The sequence below is a fragment of the Streptomyces sp. HSG2 genome (assembly GCF_016598575.1).
Classification (GTDB): Bacteria; Actinomycetota; Actinomycetes; order Streptomycetales; family Streptomycetaceae; genus Streptomyces.
Window position 1 is genome coordinate 1,365,487 of the sequence record NZ_CP066801.1, and the last position, 16,310, is coordinate 1,381,796.

Consider the following 16,310-nt stretch of genomic DNA (forward strand, 5'->3'; position numbering starts at 1 on the left):
GGCCCGAAGACCGGGGCATCCTCGAAGGAGAACCGGTGAGCGGTACCGTCCACGACCCCTCGACCCTGCCGGCCGACGACAACGTCGACGACTACACCTTCTGCGTGGAGCTGTCGGGGAGCCCCTGGTTCCTGCAGAAGGGCAAGATGATCGCCTACTACGGCTCGGTCCGGTTCGACGGCATCGGGTACGGACCGCTGGAGGGGTTGGTCCGCTCGGCCTTCCACTCGCCGTTGCACGCGAGCGACTGGGTGGTGGCCGAGGGCCAGGGCCGGATGCTCCTCGCCGACCGCGCCTTCGACGTGAACTCCTTCGACCTGGAGGACGGGAATCTCACCGTTCGCTCCGGCAACCTGCTCGCCTTTCAGCCAAGTCTGAGACTGAAGCAGTCGATCGTTCCGGGATTCCTCACCCTGCTCGGAACCGGCAAGTTCGTGGCGGCGTCCAACGGTCCGGTGGTGTTCATGGAGCCGCCGATCCGGGTGGACCCGCAGGCACTCGTGGGGTGGGCCGACTGCCCCTCGCCGTGTCATCACTACGACCACGGGTACGCGGCCGGGCTGCTGGGGGGCGTTCGCGCCCTCACTGGCCTGGGCGGGGCCTCCGGAGAGGAGCACCAGTTCGAGTTCTCCGGGGCGGGCACGGTGCTGCTCCAGTCGAGCGAGGCTCGGCTGCCCGAGCGGGTGACGGACGCCGCGCCGCTACGGTCGGGGGCACCCGACGGCACGACGGCGGGAGGGCACGGCGTGCCGAGCGGGGCACCGCGCCTTCCCGGACAGCTGGGAGACCTCCAGCGCCGCTTCGGGCTGTGAGCGGTAGTCTGCGGAGTGTGACATCGAACGCGTGCGCACCGTCACGACAGCAAACCCGTTAGTTCGCCTTTCAACCTCTTAGGTAGACTTCATTCATGGAGACCGAGACAGCCCCCCGCTGGCTGAACGACGCGGAGCAAGGTGCTTGGCGTACCAACCTGGAGGTCAACAGACTGTTGACCTACCAGCTCGAAAGGGACTTGCAGCCGTTCGGTCTGACCTTGAACGACTACGAGATCCTGGTGAACCTCTCCGAGTCGGAGGACTTCCGGATGCGGATGAGCGATCTCGCCTCCGCCACGCTCCAGTCGAAGAGCCGTCTCTCCCACCAGATCACCCGGATGGAGAACGCCGACCTCGTGCGGCGGGAGAACTGCGAGTCCGACCGCCGCGGGCTCTACGCGGTGCTCACCGACCACGGGATGGAGACCGTGCGGACGGTCGCGCCGCACCACGTGGCCTCCGTCCGCAGACACTTCGTCGACCTGCTCTCACCCGACGCGCTGGTCCACCTGGACAAGGCGCTGCGGCCGATCGCCGAACACCTCAGAGGGCAGCGCGGACGCCCCTGACCAGGGCTGTCCGACAGACCGGCGAGCGGACCCGACCAGGGTGCCGCCGACCGACCTCTCGCACCACGCCGCGCCCGACCCGGTCGCGGCGGCCCCGGGGGCGGACGACCCCGTCCCCCGTCCGATCCGCCCCGAGGCGCCGGGAACGCGGGCCCCCGCACGGGAGGCCCGCAGGCCCGTCCGCCCCGCTGGGGGCGGGCCCGAGGCGCCCCACACGGCGCCCGGGCCCGCCCCCAGCGGTCAGTTCGCCGTCAGACCGACGATCAACTCGTCCGCGGCCCGGTAGGGGTCGAGTTCCCCGGCCACGATCCGCTCCGCCAGCGCCTCCAAGCGGCTCTCGCCGGGCAGGTCGCCGATCCGCCGGCGAAGCGAGGTCAACGCGATGGCCTCCACCTCGTGCGCGGCGCGCCTGAGCCGGCGCTCCGCCAGGACCCCGTGCTCCTCCATCCAGGCGCGGTGCTTCTCCAGCGCCTCGACCACCTCGTCGACACCCTCCGCTCGCGCGGCCACCGTGCGGACGATGGGGGGACGCCAGTCTCCTGGGCGTCGGGCCTCGCCGAGCCCCAGCATGTGGTTGAGTTCCCGGGCCGTCGCGTCGGCGCCGTCCCGGTCGGCCTTGTTCACCACGTAGACGTCGCCGATCTCCAGAATCCCGGCCTTGGCCGCCTGGATCCCGTCGCCCATCCCGGGCGCCAGCAACACCACCGAGGTGTCGGCCTGGGAGGCGATCTCCACCTCGGACTGCCCGACGCCGACCGTCTCGACCAGGATCACGTCGCACCCGGCCGCGTCCAGAACCCGGATGGCCTGCGGCGCGGCCCAGGCCAGACCGCCCAGGTGCCCCCGGGTCGCCATGGAACGGATGTACACGCCGGGGTCGGAGGCGTGCTCGGACATCCGCACCCGGTCGCCAAGGAGCGCGCCTCCGGAGAACGGCGAGGACGGGTCGACGGCGAGGACGCCGACCCTCCGCCCCTGCCGTCGGTAGGCGGTCACCAGAGCGGAGGTGGAGGTGGACTTGCCGACGCCCGGCGACCCTGTCAGGCCCACCACGTAGGCTCCGCCGGTCAGCGGGGCGAGGGCCGCCATCACCTCCCTGAGCTGCGGGGACGCCCCCTCCACCAGGGAGATGAGCCGGGCCACCGCCCTCGGCCGGCCCTCCCTGGCACGGGCCACGAGCGAGGAGACGTCCTGCGTCACGACCTTGGTCCTCCGATCCGTTGCTTGTCTCCGACCATGCTCGGGGGCTCAGACCTTCGGGACGCGGAGGACGAGCGCGTCGCCCTGACCGCCACCGCCGCACAGCGCGGCCACGCCCACGCCGCCGCCACGCCGCCTCAGCTCCAGGGCCAGGTGCAGCACCAGCCGGGCGCCGGACATGCCGATGGGGTGTCCGAGAGCGATGGCACCACCGTTCACGTTCACCTTTTCGGTGGAGACCCCGAGATCCTTCATCGACTGCACGGCGACGGCGGCGAACGCCTCGTTGATCTCGATCAGTTCGAGGTCCTCGGTCCCCAGCCCGTCCTTCGCCAAGGCGTGCCGGATCGCGTTCGAAGGCTGCGACTGGAGAGAGTTGTCGGGGCCGGCCACGTTCCCGTGCGCGCCGATCTCGGCGATCCACTCCAGCCCCAGCTCCTGGGCCTTGGCCTTGCTCATGACGACCACGGCCGCGGCGCCGTCGGAGATCTGCGAGGACGAGCCGGCCGTGATCGTGCCGTCCCGGGCGAAGGCGGGCCGCAGCCTGCCCAGGGACTCCGGGGTCGTCTCGCCGCGAATCCCCTCGTCCTTGCTGACCAGCACGGGGTCGCCCTTGCGTTGCGGGACCTCCACCGGGGTGATCTCCGCGTCGAAGATCCCGTTCTTCTGTGCCGCCGCCGCTCGCTGGTGGGAGAGCGCGGCCACGGCGTCCTGTTCTTCGCGGCCAAGGCCGAGCCGCGTGTTGTGCTTCTCGGTGGACTCGCCCATCGCGATGCCCTCGAAGGAGTCGGTCAGGCCGTCGTGCGCCATCGCGTCGAGCATCTGGACCGCGCCGTACTTGTACCCCTCACGTGACCCGGGCAGCAGGTGGGGGGCGTTGGTCATCGACTCCTGGCCGCCGGCGACCACGACGTCGAACTCACCCGCGCGGATCAACTGGTCGGCCAGCGCGATCGCGTCCAGCCCGGAGAGGCACACCTTGTTCACGGTGAGTGCCGGGACGTTCATCGGAATGCCGGCCTTCACGGCCGCCTGTCGTGCCGGGATCTGACCGGCGCCGGCCTGGAGCACCTGCCCCATGATCACGTACTGCACCTGGTCCCCGCCGATGCCGGCCCGGTCCAGGGCCGCCTTGATCGCGAAACCGCCCAGGTCGGCGCCGGAGAAGGACTTCAGCGAGCCGAGCAGCCGACCCATCGGGGTGCGAGCGCCCGCGACGATCACCGAGGTGGTGCCATTCGTTCCGGGAGTTGCGGAGGTTGCGGAAGACATGAGCTGCGATCCCCTTCCGGCCTGTGCGGCCGAGGAGTGAACGAGGGTTTACCTCGAATGTACTGAGGCGCGCTCGGCCCCGTCATCGGGCCGTCAGTGTGATCGCGCGCACGTTGCGTAACCACCCGGGGAGCGCTCCACTGAAACCATGCTGACGCGAATCGACCACATCGGGATCGCCTGCCACGACCTCGACGCCACCGTGGACTTCTACCGGGCCACGTACGGCTTCGAGGTGTTCCACACCGAGGTCAACGAGGAACAGGGCGTACGCGAGGCCATGCTCAAGATCAACGACACGTCGGACGGCGGCGCGTCGTACCTGCAGCTGTTGGAACCCGTCCGCGAGGACTCCACCGTCGCCAAGTGGCTCGCCAAGAACGGCGAGGGCGTCCACCACATCGCCTTCGGCACACAGGACGTGGACGCCGACGCCGCCGCGATCGGGGAGCGGGGCGTACGCGTCCTGTACGACGAGCCACGCCGCGGCTCCATGGGGTCGCGCATCACCTTCCTGCACCCCAAGGACTGCCATGGCGTCCTGACGGAACTCGTCACTTCAGCCGCGATTGAGTCGCCCGAGCGCTGACCACCGTACTGAGGGGCCGGTAGGGTTGGGCGCGGTCGCCGCTCGATCCAGGGCGACCGGTCCTGTCGCGCGCCCGGGTCGACCGGCACGACGGGACCACCGGGGTCCGGAATTCGGGGGACGGGCGACGGAGCGGCGACCCATGCTCCGCCGTCGATCTGACACCATTCCCCGGGGGCCCGTTCGACTGACGGACGGGACCGTGGAGACACCTGCGACCAGGGGACGGATGGACCGCGCAGTGCGGGGCTACGAGAGCCAGGAGCGAGAGCCGGCGGCCGACGTCGACCACCTCTCTCGGTTCGAGGCCGAGATGAAGCGGCTGAGGACCGAGCGGGAGAAGGCGATCCAGCACGCCGAGGACCTCGGCTACCAGGTGGAGGTGCTGCGCGCCAAGCTGCACGAGGCGCGGCGCACCCTCATGTCCCGCCCGGCCTACGACGGCAACGACCTCGGCTACCAGGCCGAGCAACTCCTGCGCAACGCGCAACTCCAGGCCGACCAATTGCGCGCGGACGCCGAGCGCGAGCTAGGCCAGGCGCGGGCCCAGACCCAGCGCATCCTCCAGGAACACGCCGAGCAGGCGGCACGTCTGCAGGCGGAACTCCACCAGGAGGCCGTCACCCGGCGCCGGCAGCTCGACCAGGAACTCGACGAGCGTCGACGCACCGTCGAGACCCACGTCAACGAGAACGTCGCCTGGGCCGAGCAGTTGCGGGCCCGCACCGAGCAGCAGGCCCGCCGGCTCCTCGACGAGTCCCGCGCAGAGGCAGAACAGGCCATGGCGGCGGCCCGGGCGGAGGCCGAGCGCCTCACCGCCGAGGCGCGCCGGCGTTCGCTGGGAGAGGCGGAGGAGGCGCGTGCCGAGGCCGAACAACTCCTGCGCCGCGCGCGCTCGGACGCCGAGCGCCTCCTGAACGCCGCCTCCACCCAGGCGCAGGAGGCCACCGACCACGCCGAGCGGCTGCGCAGCTCGACGGCGAGCGAGACCGAGGAGGCCCGCCGGCGCGCCCAGGAACTGAGCCGGTCCGCTGAGCGCCGGATGACCGAGGCGGAGGAGGCGCTGCGGGCCGCGCGGGCCCGGGCCGAGGAGGTGCTCTCCGAGGCGGAGGAGCGGGCCGCCAAGGCGCTGGCGACCGCCGAGTCGGCCAACGAACAGCGCACCCGCACCGCCAAGGAGCAGGTCGCCCGCCTGGTCGGCGAGGCGACCAAGGACGCCGAGGCCACCCGCGAGGAGGCCGAGCGGCTGGTGGTGGAGGCCCGCGCCGAGGCCGAGAAGATCGCCGCCGAGGCGGCGGAGAAGGCGCGCGCGGCGACCGCGGAGGAGTCCGCCACCCAGCTGGCCAAGGCGGCCAAGACCGCCGAGGACGTGCTGAACAAGGCATCCGAGGAGGCACGCCGGACCACCAAGGGCGCCGCCGAGGAGGCCGAGCGCATCCGCGGCGAGGCCGAGTCGGAGGCGGACCGGCTGCGGGCCGAGGCCCACGACGTCGCCCAGCAGCTCAAGGGCGCGGCGAAGGACGACACCAAGGAGTACCGGGCCAAGACCGTCGAGTTGCAGGAGGAGGCCCGCAGGCTGCGCGGCGAGGCCGAGCAACTGCGCTCCGAGGCCGCCGACCGGGCGGAGGTCATCAGGGCCGAGGCCCGCAAGGAAGCGGTGTCGCAGATCGAGGAGGCGGCGACCTCCGCGGAGGAGCTGCTGACCAAGGCGCGCGCCGACTCCGACGAGCTTCGCCGGACGGCTGCCGCGGACAGCGAGAAGGTCCGCACGGAGGCGATCGAACGCGCCACGACCCTGCGGCGACAGGCCGAGGAGACGCTGGAGCGGGCCAGGGCCGAGGCGGAGCGCCATCGGAACGACGCCCAGGAGGAGGCGGAGGCCACTCGGGCGGAGGCGGAGCGGGAGGGCGCCCGGCTGCGCGAGGAGGCCGAGCGTGCCGCGACGAGCCGTCGCGCGCAGGCCGCCGAGGAGGCGGAACGGCTTCGGGCGGAGGCCGAGGAGCGACTCGGCGGAGCCGAGCGGGCGCTGGCGGAGGCACGGCAGGAAGCCGAGGGAATCCGCCGCGACGCGACCGAGGAGACCGAGCGGCAGCGCACCGAGGTCGCCGAGCGGATCCGCGAACTCCGTCATCAGGCGGAGACCGAGGCCGAACGGCTGCGTTCGGAGGCGGTGGCCGACGCCTCGGCGGCCCGCGCCGAGGGCGAGTCCGTCGCCGTCCGGCTGCGGACGGAGGCGGCGAGCGAGGCCGAGCGGCTCAAGGCGGAGGCGCGTGAGGCCGCCGAGAGGGTGCGCGCGGAGGCCGGTGCCGCGGCCGAGCGGATCGCCGAGGAGGCCTCGGAGGCCCTGGCCGCGGCGCAGGACGAGGCGGCACGGCGCCGGCGCGAGGCGGACGAGCTGCTCACCTCCGCGAGGGAGGAGGCCGACCGGGAGCGCGGATCCGCCCGGGAACGGAGTGAGGAGCTGCTCGCCTCCGCGCGCACCCGTGTCGCGGAGGCCGAGGCGGAGGCGGCCCGGCTGGTCGAGGAGGCCGACCGGCGCGCCGGCGAGTCGGTCTCGGCGGCCGAGGAGCACGCGCGTCAGGTGCGGGAGTCCGTCTCCGGCCTGCACGAGCAGGCGCAGGAGGAGATCGCCGGCCTGCGCAGCGCCGCGGAGCACGCGGCCGAGCGGGTCCGCCGCGAGGCCGGCGAGGAGGCCGACCGGGTCCGCTCCGACGCCCAGGCGGAGCGGGAGCGTGCCGGGGAGGACGCCACGCGGCTGCGCCGGGAGGCCCGGGAGGAGTCGGAGGCCGCCAAGGCGCTGGCCGAACGGACGGTCTCCGAGGCGATCACGGAGGCGGACCGGGTCCGCTCCGACGCGGCCGAGCACGCGCGGCGCGTCCGGACGGAGGCCTCGGCGACGATCGCCGAGGCGGAGCAGGCGGCGGCGCGGACGCGGGCGGATGCCCGGGAGGACGCCAATCGCATCCGCTCGGAGGCCGCGAGCCAGGCGGACAGGCTGGTCACCGAGGCGCGAGCCGAGGCGGATCGACTCGGCGAGGAGACCCGGGCGGAGACCGACCGGCTGCGCGCCGCCGTGTCGGCGGAGGCCCGGGAGCTTCGCGAGACGGCCACGGCCGAGTCCGAGAGGGTTCGCGCGCACGCCACCGAGGAGGCGGAGCGGGTGCGGTCCGAGGCGGCCGCGGCGGCCGAGGAGTCGGTGGCGGATGCCTCCACCCGGGCGGAGAGGCTGCTCGCCGACGCGTCGGCCGAGGCCGAACGGCTGCGGTCCGAGGCGGCGGAGGCGCTGGCCTCGGCGCGCGCCGAGGCGGAGCGGGCCCGTGCCGAGGCGGAGCGGTCGGTCGCCGAGGCCGCGTCGGAGGCGGACCGGCTGGCGACCACCGCCCGCGCGGAGGCGGACCGCACCCTGGACGAGGCGCGCGAGGAGGCCAACAAGCGGCGTTCGGAGGCGGCCGAGCAGGTCGACACCCTCATCAACGAGACGGCGGCGGAGGCGGACACCCTCCTGACCGAGGCGCGGCAGCAGGCCCAGAAGACCACGGCCGAGGCGGAGTCCCAGGCCGACACCATGGTCGGCGCGGCCCGCGAGGAGGCCGAGCGGATCGTCTCGGAGGCCGCGGTCGAGGGCAACTCCCGGGTGGAGAAGGCTCGGACCGACGCCGACGAGCTGCTCGTCGGCGCCCGCAGGGACGCGACCGCCATACGGGAGCGGGCCGAGGAGCTGCGCGACCGGCTCACGGCCGAGATCGAGGAAGTGCATGAGCGGGCGCGCCGCGAGGCCGCCGAGACCATGAAGTCCGCGGGCGACCGATGCGACGCTCTCGTGAAGTCCGCGGAGACACAGCTCGCCAAGGCCGAGGCGAAGGCCCGGGAGATCGTCTCCGAGGCCAACTCCGAGGCGGGCAAGGTCCGAATCGCCGCGGTGAAGAAGGCCGAGGGGCTGCTGAAGGAAGCCGAGCAGAAGAAGGCCACCTTGGTCAAGGAGGCCGAGGGGATCAAGGCGGAGGCGGTGCGGGAGGCTCGGCTGGCCGTCGAGGAGGGCAAGCGCGAGTTGGAGAAGCTGCTGCGCCGCCGCGAGGACATCAACGCCGAGATCTCCCGGGTACAGGACGTCCTGGAGGCCCTGGAGTCGTTCGAGGCTCCGCCGGCCGGCAAGGAGGGCGCGGTCAAGGCGGGGGCCACCGTGGGCGCCCCTCGTTCGGGTGGCAAGTCGTCAGGGCGGTAGCGTGTGAAAGCAATTGCGCTTATACCAGGAGCCTTTGACCCCGCGCCCGGCGAGCCCGCCGCCGACCACCCACCCGAAAGGGGTGTCGTTCTCCAGATCAAACACGTATCCGCTCGATGACTCGCCGTCTTGGCCCCTAGGATTCCCGTATCACCTCACCGGTCTCTTTCGACAGGAACCCCATGAGCGACACTTCCCCCTACGGCTTCGAGCATGTGCGGCGTGGGTACGACCGCGCTCAGGTGGACGAATACATCTCCAAGCTCGTCTCCGACCGCGACAACGCCGTCACCCGCATCACCGCCCTGGAGAAGCGCATCGAGGAGCTGCACCTCGAGACGCAGAACGCCCAGGCCCAGATGAGCGACGCCGAGCCGTCGTACGCGGGCCTCGGGGCGCGGGTGGAGAAGATCCTCCGTCTCGCCGAGGAGGAGGCGAAGGAGCTGCGCGAGGAGGCTCGGCGCGCTTCCGAGCAGCACCGGGAGCTTGCCGAGTCCGCGGCCCAACAGGTGCGCACCGAGGCCGAGTCCTACGCCGTGGACCGCAAGGCCAAGGCCGAGGACGAGGGCGTCCGGATCGTCGAGAAGGCCAAGTCGGACGCGTCCGCCCTGCGGGCCGAGGCGCAGAAGGACGCGCAGTCCAAGCGGGAGGAGGCGGACGCCCTCTTCGAGGAGACCCGCGCCAAGGCCGCGCAGGCCGCCGCGGACTTCGAGACCAACCTCGCCAAGCGCCGCGACCAGTCCGAGCGGGACCTCGCCTCGCGTCAGGCCAAGGCGGAGAAGCGTCTCGCCGAGATCGAGCACCGGGCGGAGCAGCTGCGCCTGGAGGCCGAGAAGCTGCGGACCGACGCCGAGCGCCGGGCCCGTCAGACCGTCGAGACCGCGCAGCGTCAGGCCGAGGACATCGTGGCCGACGCCAACGCCAAGGCGGACCGGGTCCGTTCGGAGTCGGAGCGGGAACTGGCCGCGCTGACCAACCGCCGCGACTCGATCAACGCGCAGCTGACCAACGTGCGGGAGATGCTGGCGACGCTCACGGGGGCGGCGGTGGCCGCGGCCGGCACGCCGGCCGAGGAGGAGTCGTCCTCGCGCGGGGTCCCCGCCCAGCAGACCCGCTAGCGGCGGGCGTGTCGGCGACGAACGCGGCGGATTCCCGGCCACCGGGGTGGCAGAAGGGGCCGCCGCGTTCTAGCGTGGCACCATGATCGAGCTGGCGGGGCTGACCAAGCGGTACGGCGACAAGACGGCCGTGGACAATCTGACCTTCGGCGTCGGGCCGGGCATCATCACCGGCTTCCTCGGCCCGAACGGTGCCGGCAAGTCGACCACCATGCGCATGGTCCTGGGGCTCGACCGTCCCAGCGCGGGCACGGTCCGCATCGACGGCAAGCGCTACGACCAACTCCAGGACCCGCTGACCCATGTCGGTGCCCTCTTGGAGGCCAAGGCGTGGCACGGTGGCCGCAGCGCCTACAACCACCTGCTCTGCCTCGCGCAGAGCAACGGCATCGCCTCCGGACGGGTCCACGAGGTGCTGGAGACGGTCGGCCTGACCGCCGTGGCCAAGAAGAAGACCAAGGGCTTCTCGATGGGTATGGGCCAGCGTCTCGGCATCGCGGCCGCGCTCCTCGGCGACCCGCGTATCCTGATCTTCGACGAGCCGGTCAACGGACTGGATCCCGAGGGAATCCACTGGATCCGTAACCTGATGAAATCCCTCGCCTCCCAGGGGCGGACGGTCTTCGTCTCCTCCCATCTGATGAGCGAGATGGCGCTGACCGCGGATCATCTCGTCGTGATCGGTCAGGGCAGGTTGCTCGCCGACACGTCCATGGCCGACTTCATCGCCGAGAACTCGCGTTCCTACGTCCGGATCCGCACCCCGCAGCGGGAGGAGTTGCTGGACGCCCTGCGAGAGGCCGACATCCCGGTCACGCGAAGCGACACCGAGGTGCTGGAGGTCGAGGGCGAGCTGTCGGAGAGGGTGGGCGAGGCGGCGGCCCGCCGCGGTGTCGTCCTGCACGAGCTGAGCCCGCAGCGGGCCTCGTTGGAGGAGGCGTTCATGCGACTGACGGCCCAGTCCGTGGAATACCACGCCCACGACGGCGCCCCCACCGAGGCCACGCCCGGGCCGAACTGGGGCGGCGACCGGGAGAAGAGTTGACCGGGGAAGGCCGGCCAGCCCGGTCTGCCCCGTCGCATCGAATCGTCCCCTCCCCCACCCTCCCGGCCCGGGCACGGGCTCGGCGCATCTCCAAGGAGACCCCATGAGCATGGCGGCGGCCCAGGTCGTCCGGTCCGAGTGGACCAAGATCCGGTCGGTAGCGTCCACGGTGTGGACGCTCTCGCTCGCCGTGGTGGTCACCATCGGGCTCGGCATGTTGATCTCCGCCCTGACCAGGAGCCAGTTCGACAGTCTGGAGGCCGACGACCGGTTGGCGTTCGACGCGACCTTCATCAGCTTCGCCGGGATGTCCCTGGGCCAGCTGGCGATGATCGTATTCGGGGTTCTGGTGGTGGCGAACGAGTACAGCACCGGCATGATCCGCACCTCGCTGGCCGCCGTGCCCCGGCGTGGCACCTTCCTGTTCAGCAAGATCGCGGTGGCGACCGGACTCGCCTTGGTGGTGGGCATGGTCACCAGCTTCGCCGCCTTCTTCCTGGGCCAGGCCATGCTGGGCGACCTCTCGGTGTCGATCGGCGACGACGGTGTGCTCCGCGCTGTCATCGGCGGCGGGCTCTACATGACGCTGATCACGGTCTTCTCGATGGGGATCGCCACGATGCTGCGCTCCCCCATGCTGTCGCTCGGCATCCTGATGCCGTTCTTCTTCCTGGTCTCGAACATCCTCGGCGCGGTCGACGCGACGAGGGAAGTCGGCCAGTTCCTCCCCGACCAGGCCGGAAGCAAGATCATGCAGGTGGTGGCCCCGATCGGCGACGACACCCCCTACGGCCCCTGGGGCGGCCTCGGCATCATGGTGTTGTGGGTGGTGGCCGCGCTGGCCGGCGGATACCTGGTGCTGCGCGAGCGCGACGCCTGATTCTTGACCGGGTGAGCCCGGATGGCATTCGGGCTTGAACGGAACCGGCCGAGCCTGGTTATCCTCCTCAGACGTACGGGGGGCGTCCGCCCGCTGTCCAGAACCTCTCGACGGGGGCGGAGCATGATCGAGGCAGTCGGCCTGACCAAGCGCTACGGCGACAAGACAGCCGTGGACGACCTTTCCTTCCACGTACGGCCGGGAGCCGTCACGGGCTTCCTCGGGCCGAACGGCTCGGGGAAGTCCACCACGATGCGGATGATCCTCGGTCTGGACAACCCGACCGCCGGGCGGGCGACCATCGGCGGCCTCCCCTACCGGAGTCTGCCCAACGCGCAACGCCAGGTCGGCGCGCTGTTGGACGCCAAGGCCGTGCACGGGGGGCGGAGCGCCCGCAACCACCTCCTGAGTCTCGCCCAGCTCTCCGGCATCCCCACGCGGCGGGTGGACGAGGTCCTGGACGTGGTGGGCCTGCGGGCGGTGGCGGGGAAGCGCTCCAAGGGCTTCTCCCTGGGCATGGGGCAGCGACTGGGGATCGCCGCCGCTCTGCTCGGCGACCCAGGGGTGCTGCTGTTCGACGAGCCCGTCAACGGCCTCGACCCGGAAGGCATCCTCTGGGTGCGGAACCTGATGCGAAGTCTGGCGGCAGAGGGCCGCACCGTCTTCGTCTCCAGCCACCTGATGAGCGAGATGGCGCTGACCGCGGACCATCTCATCGTCATCGGACGCGGTCGGCTGCTCGCCGACATGGGCGTCGCCGACTTCATCGCGGCCAACTCGGCCGACTTCGCCCGCGTCCGCACCCCCGACGACGCCCCGGAACTGCGGGAGAAGCTCTCGACCACGCTGACCGAGGCCGGCGCCGGCGTGCTGCCCGAGCAGGACGGCGCCCTGCGGGTGACCGGGCTGCCCCTGCCCCGGATCAGCGACCTCGCGCACGAGAGCGGTGTCCGACTCTGGGAGCTCTCACCGCACCGAGCCTCCCTGGAGGAGGCGTACATGCGGATGACCCAGGGTGCCGTCGATTACCGGTCGACGGACGACCGACCGTACGGCGACGGACAGCCGTCGTCCGCGCCGGGCGACGGACAGCCCGGCCGGTACGCGCCGCCACCGCCGCGGACGGAGGACCCGGGAGCCGCGAGCCGGCAGGCGTCGACCGCCGCTCCGGGAACGTCCGCCGCCTCCACCGCCACCGACCCGAACCAGCCCGAGGACGCCCGATGAGCACCCCCCAGTCTCCGACGCCCTCCCCGGCGACCCCTCACGCCCCCGCGCCGCGTTCCGCACTCGACGGGCGGCCGACGTCCGGCGAGCCGGCCTCCTCCTACACCTCGCCCATCCCGGTGGCGAGGGCCGGCCTCGGGCAGGCCCTCGCCTCGGAATGGACGAAGATCCGGTCGCTGCGCTCGACGCTGTGGACGCTCGGCCTGCTCGTACTGCTGATCGTCGGCGTCGGGTTGATGACCCTCGGGGTCGTGGTCGCGGCGGGACAGGACCTGGAGGGGGAGAGCCCGCTCGGCCTGGGCTTCTTCGGACTGCTCCTCGGCAGCATGTGCCTCATCACCCTGGGCGTGCTGACGACGGCCTCGGAGTACGGCACCGGCATGATCCGCACGACCGTGACGGCCTGCCCGAACCGCCGCCGGGTGCTCGCGGCCAAGAGCATCGTCTTCTTCCTCGTCGCCTTCCTGGTGACGCTGGTGTCCGCCACCCTGATCGGCGTCGTCCAGGTGGCGGGACTGAGCGGGCAGGGAAGCGGAACCCCGAGCGCCGAGGAATGGCTCCGGGGCACGGTCGGCGTCTCCCTGTACATGGCACTGCTGGGGCTGCTGTCGCTCACCGTCGGCTCGATCGTCCGACACTCGGCCGGGGCCATCACCATCATGATCGGTGCCGTGCTGGCACCGCTGGTCCTGGCGCTGTTCATGTTCGCCGAGTCCCTGAGCGACGTGCGCGAGGCGTTGTTCGAGTACTCCATCCCCAACCAACTGGCCGTGTTCTACGCGAACTCACTGAGCCCTTCGGGGCCGTCCGGATGGGACCCGCTCTGGATCATGCTGGGGGCGACGGCGGTCGCGCAGGTCCTGGCACTGGTCCTGTTGGAGAAGCGGGACGTCTGACCGCCGGGACGATCAAGGCCCCCTCCCCACCTCGGCGGGCCCCCGGACGGACGCCGCGCGGGACGCCGGCCGCGCCCACGCCCTACCGCGACCCAGGACCGCCGCCGGGCCGCCGCACCCTCGCGGTGCGGCGGTCCCTCGCGTTCCAGCACGCCCGGTGCCAGTGCCGGCGATCGTCGACGCCCCCGTGCTCCGGCCACGCCACCACGTGGGGCACGCCGTCCGGGATCGTCTGGTCGCACCCGGGGCAGCGGTAGGCCTTTCCTCTCGCGCTGGCGCCCGCCACATGACGCACGTTCCAGTCCTCGCCCCCGAACCTCGCCGACGTCTGAAGACCGCCGTACCGCCCGGGGCGGTCCTCCTCGGCGCTCCGGCCGGGCGAGCCGGCTCCCTTGGGTCGGTTGCGGCGCGGGGACACGGCACACCTCTCGGGTTCTGTGACGGGCACGGACGGTCACCAGCCTACGACGCGGCCCCCACCCCACCCCGGTGCCCCGGGTCCTGGCGTCCCCGGTGTTCGGGGGCGGCCCGTGGCGGGTCACGGCGACCCCCGACGACATTTTCTGAAGACAATCCGAAAAACTTGGCCGCCGGCCGTGTCCTCGGCACGTGTCGCCCGGTTATGCCGGGTGGGGGAGCTCCGGGTCGGAGCCGAGGAAGCAGGAACACAGCGATGCGCGTCGGAACATTCGTGTTGGCGGCCCAATTCCCGGGCCAGGGGCAAGGGGAGGCACTGCACCGGGCCGTCCGTTCGGCCGAGGTCACCGAGGAGTCCGGCCTGGACTCGGTCTGGCTGGCCGAACACCACTTCGTGCCCTACGGCACCTGTCCGTCGGCGGCCACCCTGGCCGCGCTGCTGCTGGGGCGCACCCGGCGGGTGCGGGTCGGCACGGCCGTCAGCGTCCTGTCCACCACCCATCCCGTCGCCCTGGGCGAACAGGCGGCCCTGTTGCACCTGACCAGCGGCGGACGGTTCTCCCTGGGCGTCGGTCGCGGCGGTCCCTGGGTCGACCTGGAGGTGTTCGGCACCGGTGTGGAGGCGTACGAGAGCGGCTTCCCGGAATCACTCGACCTGTTGCTGCGCTGGCTGAGCGAGCCGTCGGTCGGCGCCCTCGGGGAGCGCTTCCGCTTCCGCGACGTCCCGGTCGTGCCGAGGCCGTCCGAGGCTCTCACGGAGACCGCGGGCCCCGAAGTCGTCGTCGCCTGCACCTCCCCGGGCAGCGTGCGACTGGCGGCCGAGCGCGGCCTCCCGATGCTGCTCGGGATGCACATCGGAGACGAGGAGAAGGCCGAGATGATCGGTCTGTGGCGGCGCCACGCCCACGCCTCGGGCAGGAGCCCGGAGGAAATCCGCGCGGCCGGCCACGTCTCGGCCGGGGTCTGCCAGATCGCCGACCGGGACGCCGACGCGGCGGAAATCCTGCTCAAGTCGATGCCCGGCTGGCTGCGCCAGGGGCTCGGCGCACACGTCACGGTGGACGGCCGCGCACGCGGCATGCGGGATCCGCTGGACTACACCCGACTCCTGTGCGGGCTGCACCCGGTGGGCACCCCGCGCCTGTGCGCGGACCGACTGGCGAAGACCGGCGAGCGCACCGGCATCAGCCGCTTCGCCCTGCTTGTGGAGGGGTCGGGAGACCTCGCCGCCACCGAGGAGACCATCCGCCGCCTCGGCGCGGAGGTACTTCCCCACCTGGGCTGACGGACCCCCGGCGGCGCCTCGCCGCTCCGGTCGGCGGGACTCACGACACGGAGCGGCGAGGCGGGGAGCGGGTCAGCAGTCGCGGAACTCCGGTGACTGGTTCAGCACTTGACTACGGACCGAGGTGAACCGGGTCAACGTCCCCTCGGACGACGGTTCGAGGGGGAACACGGCCACGCGATGACAGTTCTGGAAGGCCAGCCGCACCCCGAAGTGCCGCTGCAGGGCCCCGCGTATGGCGTCGCTGGCTAGGGCGCGGAGCAGTTGACCACGTGCCCCCTCGTCCGGCGGCGGCGTCCGGTTGTCGGCGAACCGCCCACCGTCGGCCTTCAACTGTGCGACCAGGGAGCTGATCGTCTCCCAGGCGTAGGGCAGGGAGGTCCGGACGCAGTCGACGAAGTCAGCTTCGTCGACCTCGCCTCGCTCGGCCTGTTCCAGTAGGGCCGGTGAGACGTCGAGCGACATGGGTACTCCTCTCGCACCCCCGACGCGCGGGGGTTGCCGGACGGTGAAGGAAGGACGCGACGGCGAGCACGCTGCGTACGCGTCCCGCGACCTCCCGTTCACTACCGTAGGCAACGCCCGTTGACCGCACCAGGAGAATGCGCAGATGGGCGATATCCCGTCGGCGCGCGATCGGCCAGTGCTCCGGCGGGGTCCCCGGGGACGGATGAGGCGTGCCCCCGCCACCCGACGAGGCGCGACGAGACACCGGAGAGCGCGCGGCGCACCCGAGCGCCCCGGCTCCACCGCCCGGACCGACCAGGTCCGTCGG

14 protein-coding genes are annotated in these 16,310 nt (G+C 72.1%); 10 read left to right on the forward strand and 4 right to left on the reverse strand.

Translation table 11 applies throughout. The features are described from left to right. Nucleotides 1–35: 35 nt before the first annotated feature. Together JEK78_RS05450 and JEK78_RS05455 are read left to right on the forward strand one after the other, a co-directional pair. A complete protein-coding gene (locus tag JEK78_RS05450; protein WP_200262973.1) occupies nt 36–812 on the forward strand; it encodes an AIM24 family protein in 777 nt (258 codons plus the stop codon). A 95-nt stretch (nt 813–907) separates the two neighbouring features. After that, on the forward strand, nt 908–1,384 hold the full coding sequence (locus tag JEK78_RS05455; protein ID WP_200262974.1) for a MarR family transcriptional regulator: 477 nt from the start codon (nt 908–910) through the stop codon (nt 1,382–1,384). Nucleotides 1,385–1,624: 240 nt separating this feature from the next. Here the strand turns inward: JEK78_RS05455 and meaB are convergent, their stop codons facing one another. Together meaB and JEK78_RS05465 are read right to left on the reverse strand one after the other, a co-directional pair. Further along, on the reverse strand, nt 1,625–2,584 hold the full coding sequence (meaB, locus tag JEK78_RS05460; protein WP_200262975.1) for a methylmalonyl Co-A mutase-associated GTPase MeaB: 960 nt from the start codon (nt 2,582–2,584) through the stop codon (nt 1,625–1,627). A gap of 48 nt (nt 2,585–2,632) precedes the next feature. Then, nucleotides 2,633–3,856 (reverse strand): acetyl-CoA C-acetyltransferase, encoded by a 1,224-nt coding sequence (locus tag JEK78_RS05465; protein ID WP_200262976.1) that lies wholly within the window; start codon nt 3,854–3,856, stop codon nt 2,633–2,635. Nucleotides 3,857–4,004: 148 nt separating this feature from the next. Between JEK78_RS05465 and mce the strand changes: the two genes are divergently transcribed. From mce to JEK78_RS05500, 7 genes are all read left to right on the forward strand, one after another. Then, the gene (gene mce, locus JEK78_RS05470; protein ID WP_200262977.1) at nt 4,005–4,445 is read left to right on the forward strand and encodes a methylmalonyl-CoA epimerase; all 441 of its coding nucleotides are present in this window, start codon (nt 4,005–4,007) and stop codon (nt 4,443–4,445) included. Between the two features lie 241 nt (nt 4,446–4,686). Then, on the forward strand, nt 4,687–8,667 hold the full coding sequence (gene scy / locus JEK78_RS05475; protein ID WP_200264003.1) for a polarized growth protein Scy: 3,981 nt from the start codon (nt 4,687–4,689) through the stop codon (nt 8,665–8,667). Between the two features lie 182 nt (nt 8,668–8,849). Then, nucleotides 8,850–9,785, forward strand: a complete 936-nt coding sequence (locus JEK78_RS05480) for a DivIVA domain-containing protein (RefSeq protein WP_200262978.1) — start codon at nt 8,850–8,852, stop codon at nt 9,783–9,785. An 82-nt stretch (nt 9,786–9,867) separates the two neighbouring features. Next, nucleotides 9,868–10,830, forward strand: a complete 963-nt coding sequence (locus JEK78_RS05485; RefSeq protein ID WP_200262979.1) for an ABC transporter ATP-binding protein — start codon at nt 9,868–9,870, stop codon at nt 10,828–10,830. 109 nt (nt 10,831–10,939) lie between these two features. Further along, a complete protein-coding gene (locus tag JEK78_RS05490) occupies nt 10,940–11,710 on the forward strand; it encodes an ABC transporter permease (protein WP_200264004.1) in 771 nt (256 codons plus the stop codon). Between the two features lie 123 nt (nt 11,711–11,833). Next, entirely contained in the window at nt 11,834–12,937 is a 1,104-nt protein-coding gene (locus tag JEK78_RS05495) for an ABC transporter ATP-binding protein (RefSeq protein WP_200262980.1), read from the forward strand. Next, complete coding sequence (locus JEK78_RS05500; protein ID WP_200262981.1) at nt 12,934–13,833, forward strand: ABC transporter permease subunit; 900 nt, start codon at nt 12,934–12,936, stop codon at nt 13,831–13,833. The genes JEK78_RS05495 and JEK78_RS05500 overlap by 4 nt, the downstream gene beginning before the upstream one ends. An 82-nt stretch (nt 13,834–13,915) precedes the next feature. Here JEK78_RS05500 and JEK78_RS05505 read toward each other — a convergent pair whose 3' ends face one another. Then, nucleotides 13,916–14,251 carry an ATP/GTP-binding protein gene (locus JEK78_RS05505; RefSeq protein WP_200264005.1) on the reverse strand — a complete coding sequence of 112 codons (336 nt, stop codon included), beginning with the start codon at nt 14,249–14,251 and terminating at the stop codon, nt 13,916–13,918. 255 nt (nt 14,252–14,506) lie between these two features. Between JEK78_RS05505 and JEK78_RS05510 the strand changes: the two genes are divergently transcribed. After that, nucleotides 14,507–15,535 carry an LLM class flavin-dependent oxidoreductase gene (locus tag JEK78_RS05510; protein ID WP_200262982.1) on the forward strand — a complete coding sequence of 343 codons (1,029 nt, stop codon included), beginning with the start codon at nt 14,507–14,509 and terminating at the stop codon, nt 15,533–15,535. Between the two features lie 72 nt (nt 15,536–15,607). Here JEK78_RS05510 and JEK78_RS05515 read toward each other — a convergent pair whose 3' ends face one another. Next, nucleotides 15,608–16,000 (reverse strand): SCO5389 family protein, encoded by a 393-nt coding sequence (locus tag JEK78_RS05515; RefSeq protein ID WP_200262983.1) that lies wholly within the window; start codon nt 15,998–16,000, stop codon nt 15,608–15,610. Nucleotides 16,001–16,310 lie beyond the last annotated feature (310 nt).

What these genes read in the sequence shown, in the direction of transcription:
- JEK78_RS05455 (WP_200262974.1), top strand. Translation starts at nt 908, where the DNA reads ATGGAGACCGAGACAGCCCCCCGCTGGCTGAACGACGCGGAGCAAGGT.
- JEK78_RS05465 (WP_200262976.1), bottom strand. Translation starts at nt 3,856, where the DNA reads ATGTCTTCCGCAACCTCCGCAACTCCCGGAACGAATGGCACCACCTCG.
- mce (WP_200262977.1), top strand. Translation starts at nt 4,005, where the DNA reads ATGCTGACGCGAATCGACCACATCGGGATCGCCTGCCACGACCTCGAC.
- JEK78_RS05480 (WP_200262978.1), top strand. Translation starts at nt 8,850, where the DNA reads ATGAGCGACACTTCCCCCTACGGCTTCGAGCATGTGCGGCGTGGGTAC.
- JEK78_RS05485 (WP_200262979.1), top strand. Translation starts at nt 9,868, where the DNA reads ATGATCGAGCTGGCGGGGCTGACCAAGCGGTACGGCGACAAGACGGCC.
- JEK78_RS05490 (WP_200264004.1), top strand. Translation starts at nt 10,940, where the DNA reads ATGGCGGCGGCCCAGGTCGTCCGGTCCGAGTGGACCAAGATCCGGTCG.
- JEK78_RS05495 (WP_200262980.1), top strand. Translation starts at nt 11,834, where the DNA reads ATGATCGAGGCAGTCGGCCTGACCAAGCGCTACGGCGACAAGACAGCC.
- JEK78_RS05500 (WP_200262981.1), top strand. Translation starts at nt 12,934, where the DNA reads ATGAGCACCCCCCAGTCTCCGACGCCCTCCCCGGCGACCCCTCACGCC.
- JEK78_RS05510 (WP_200262982.1), top strand. Translation starts at nt 14,507, where the DNA reads ATGCGCGTCGGAACATTCGTGTTGGCGGCCCAATTCCCGGGCCAGGGG.
- JEK78_RS05515 (WP_200262983.1), bottom strand. Translation starts at nt 16,000, where the DNA reads ATGTCGCTCGACGTCTCACCGGCCCTACTGGAACAGGCCGAGCGAGGC.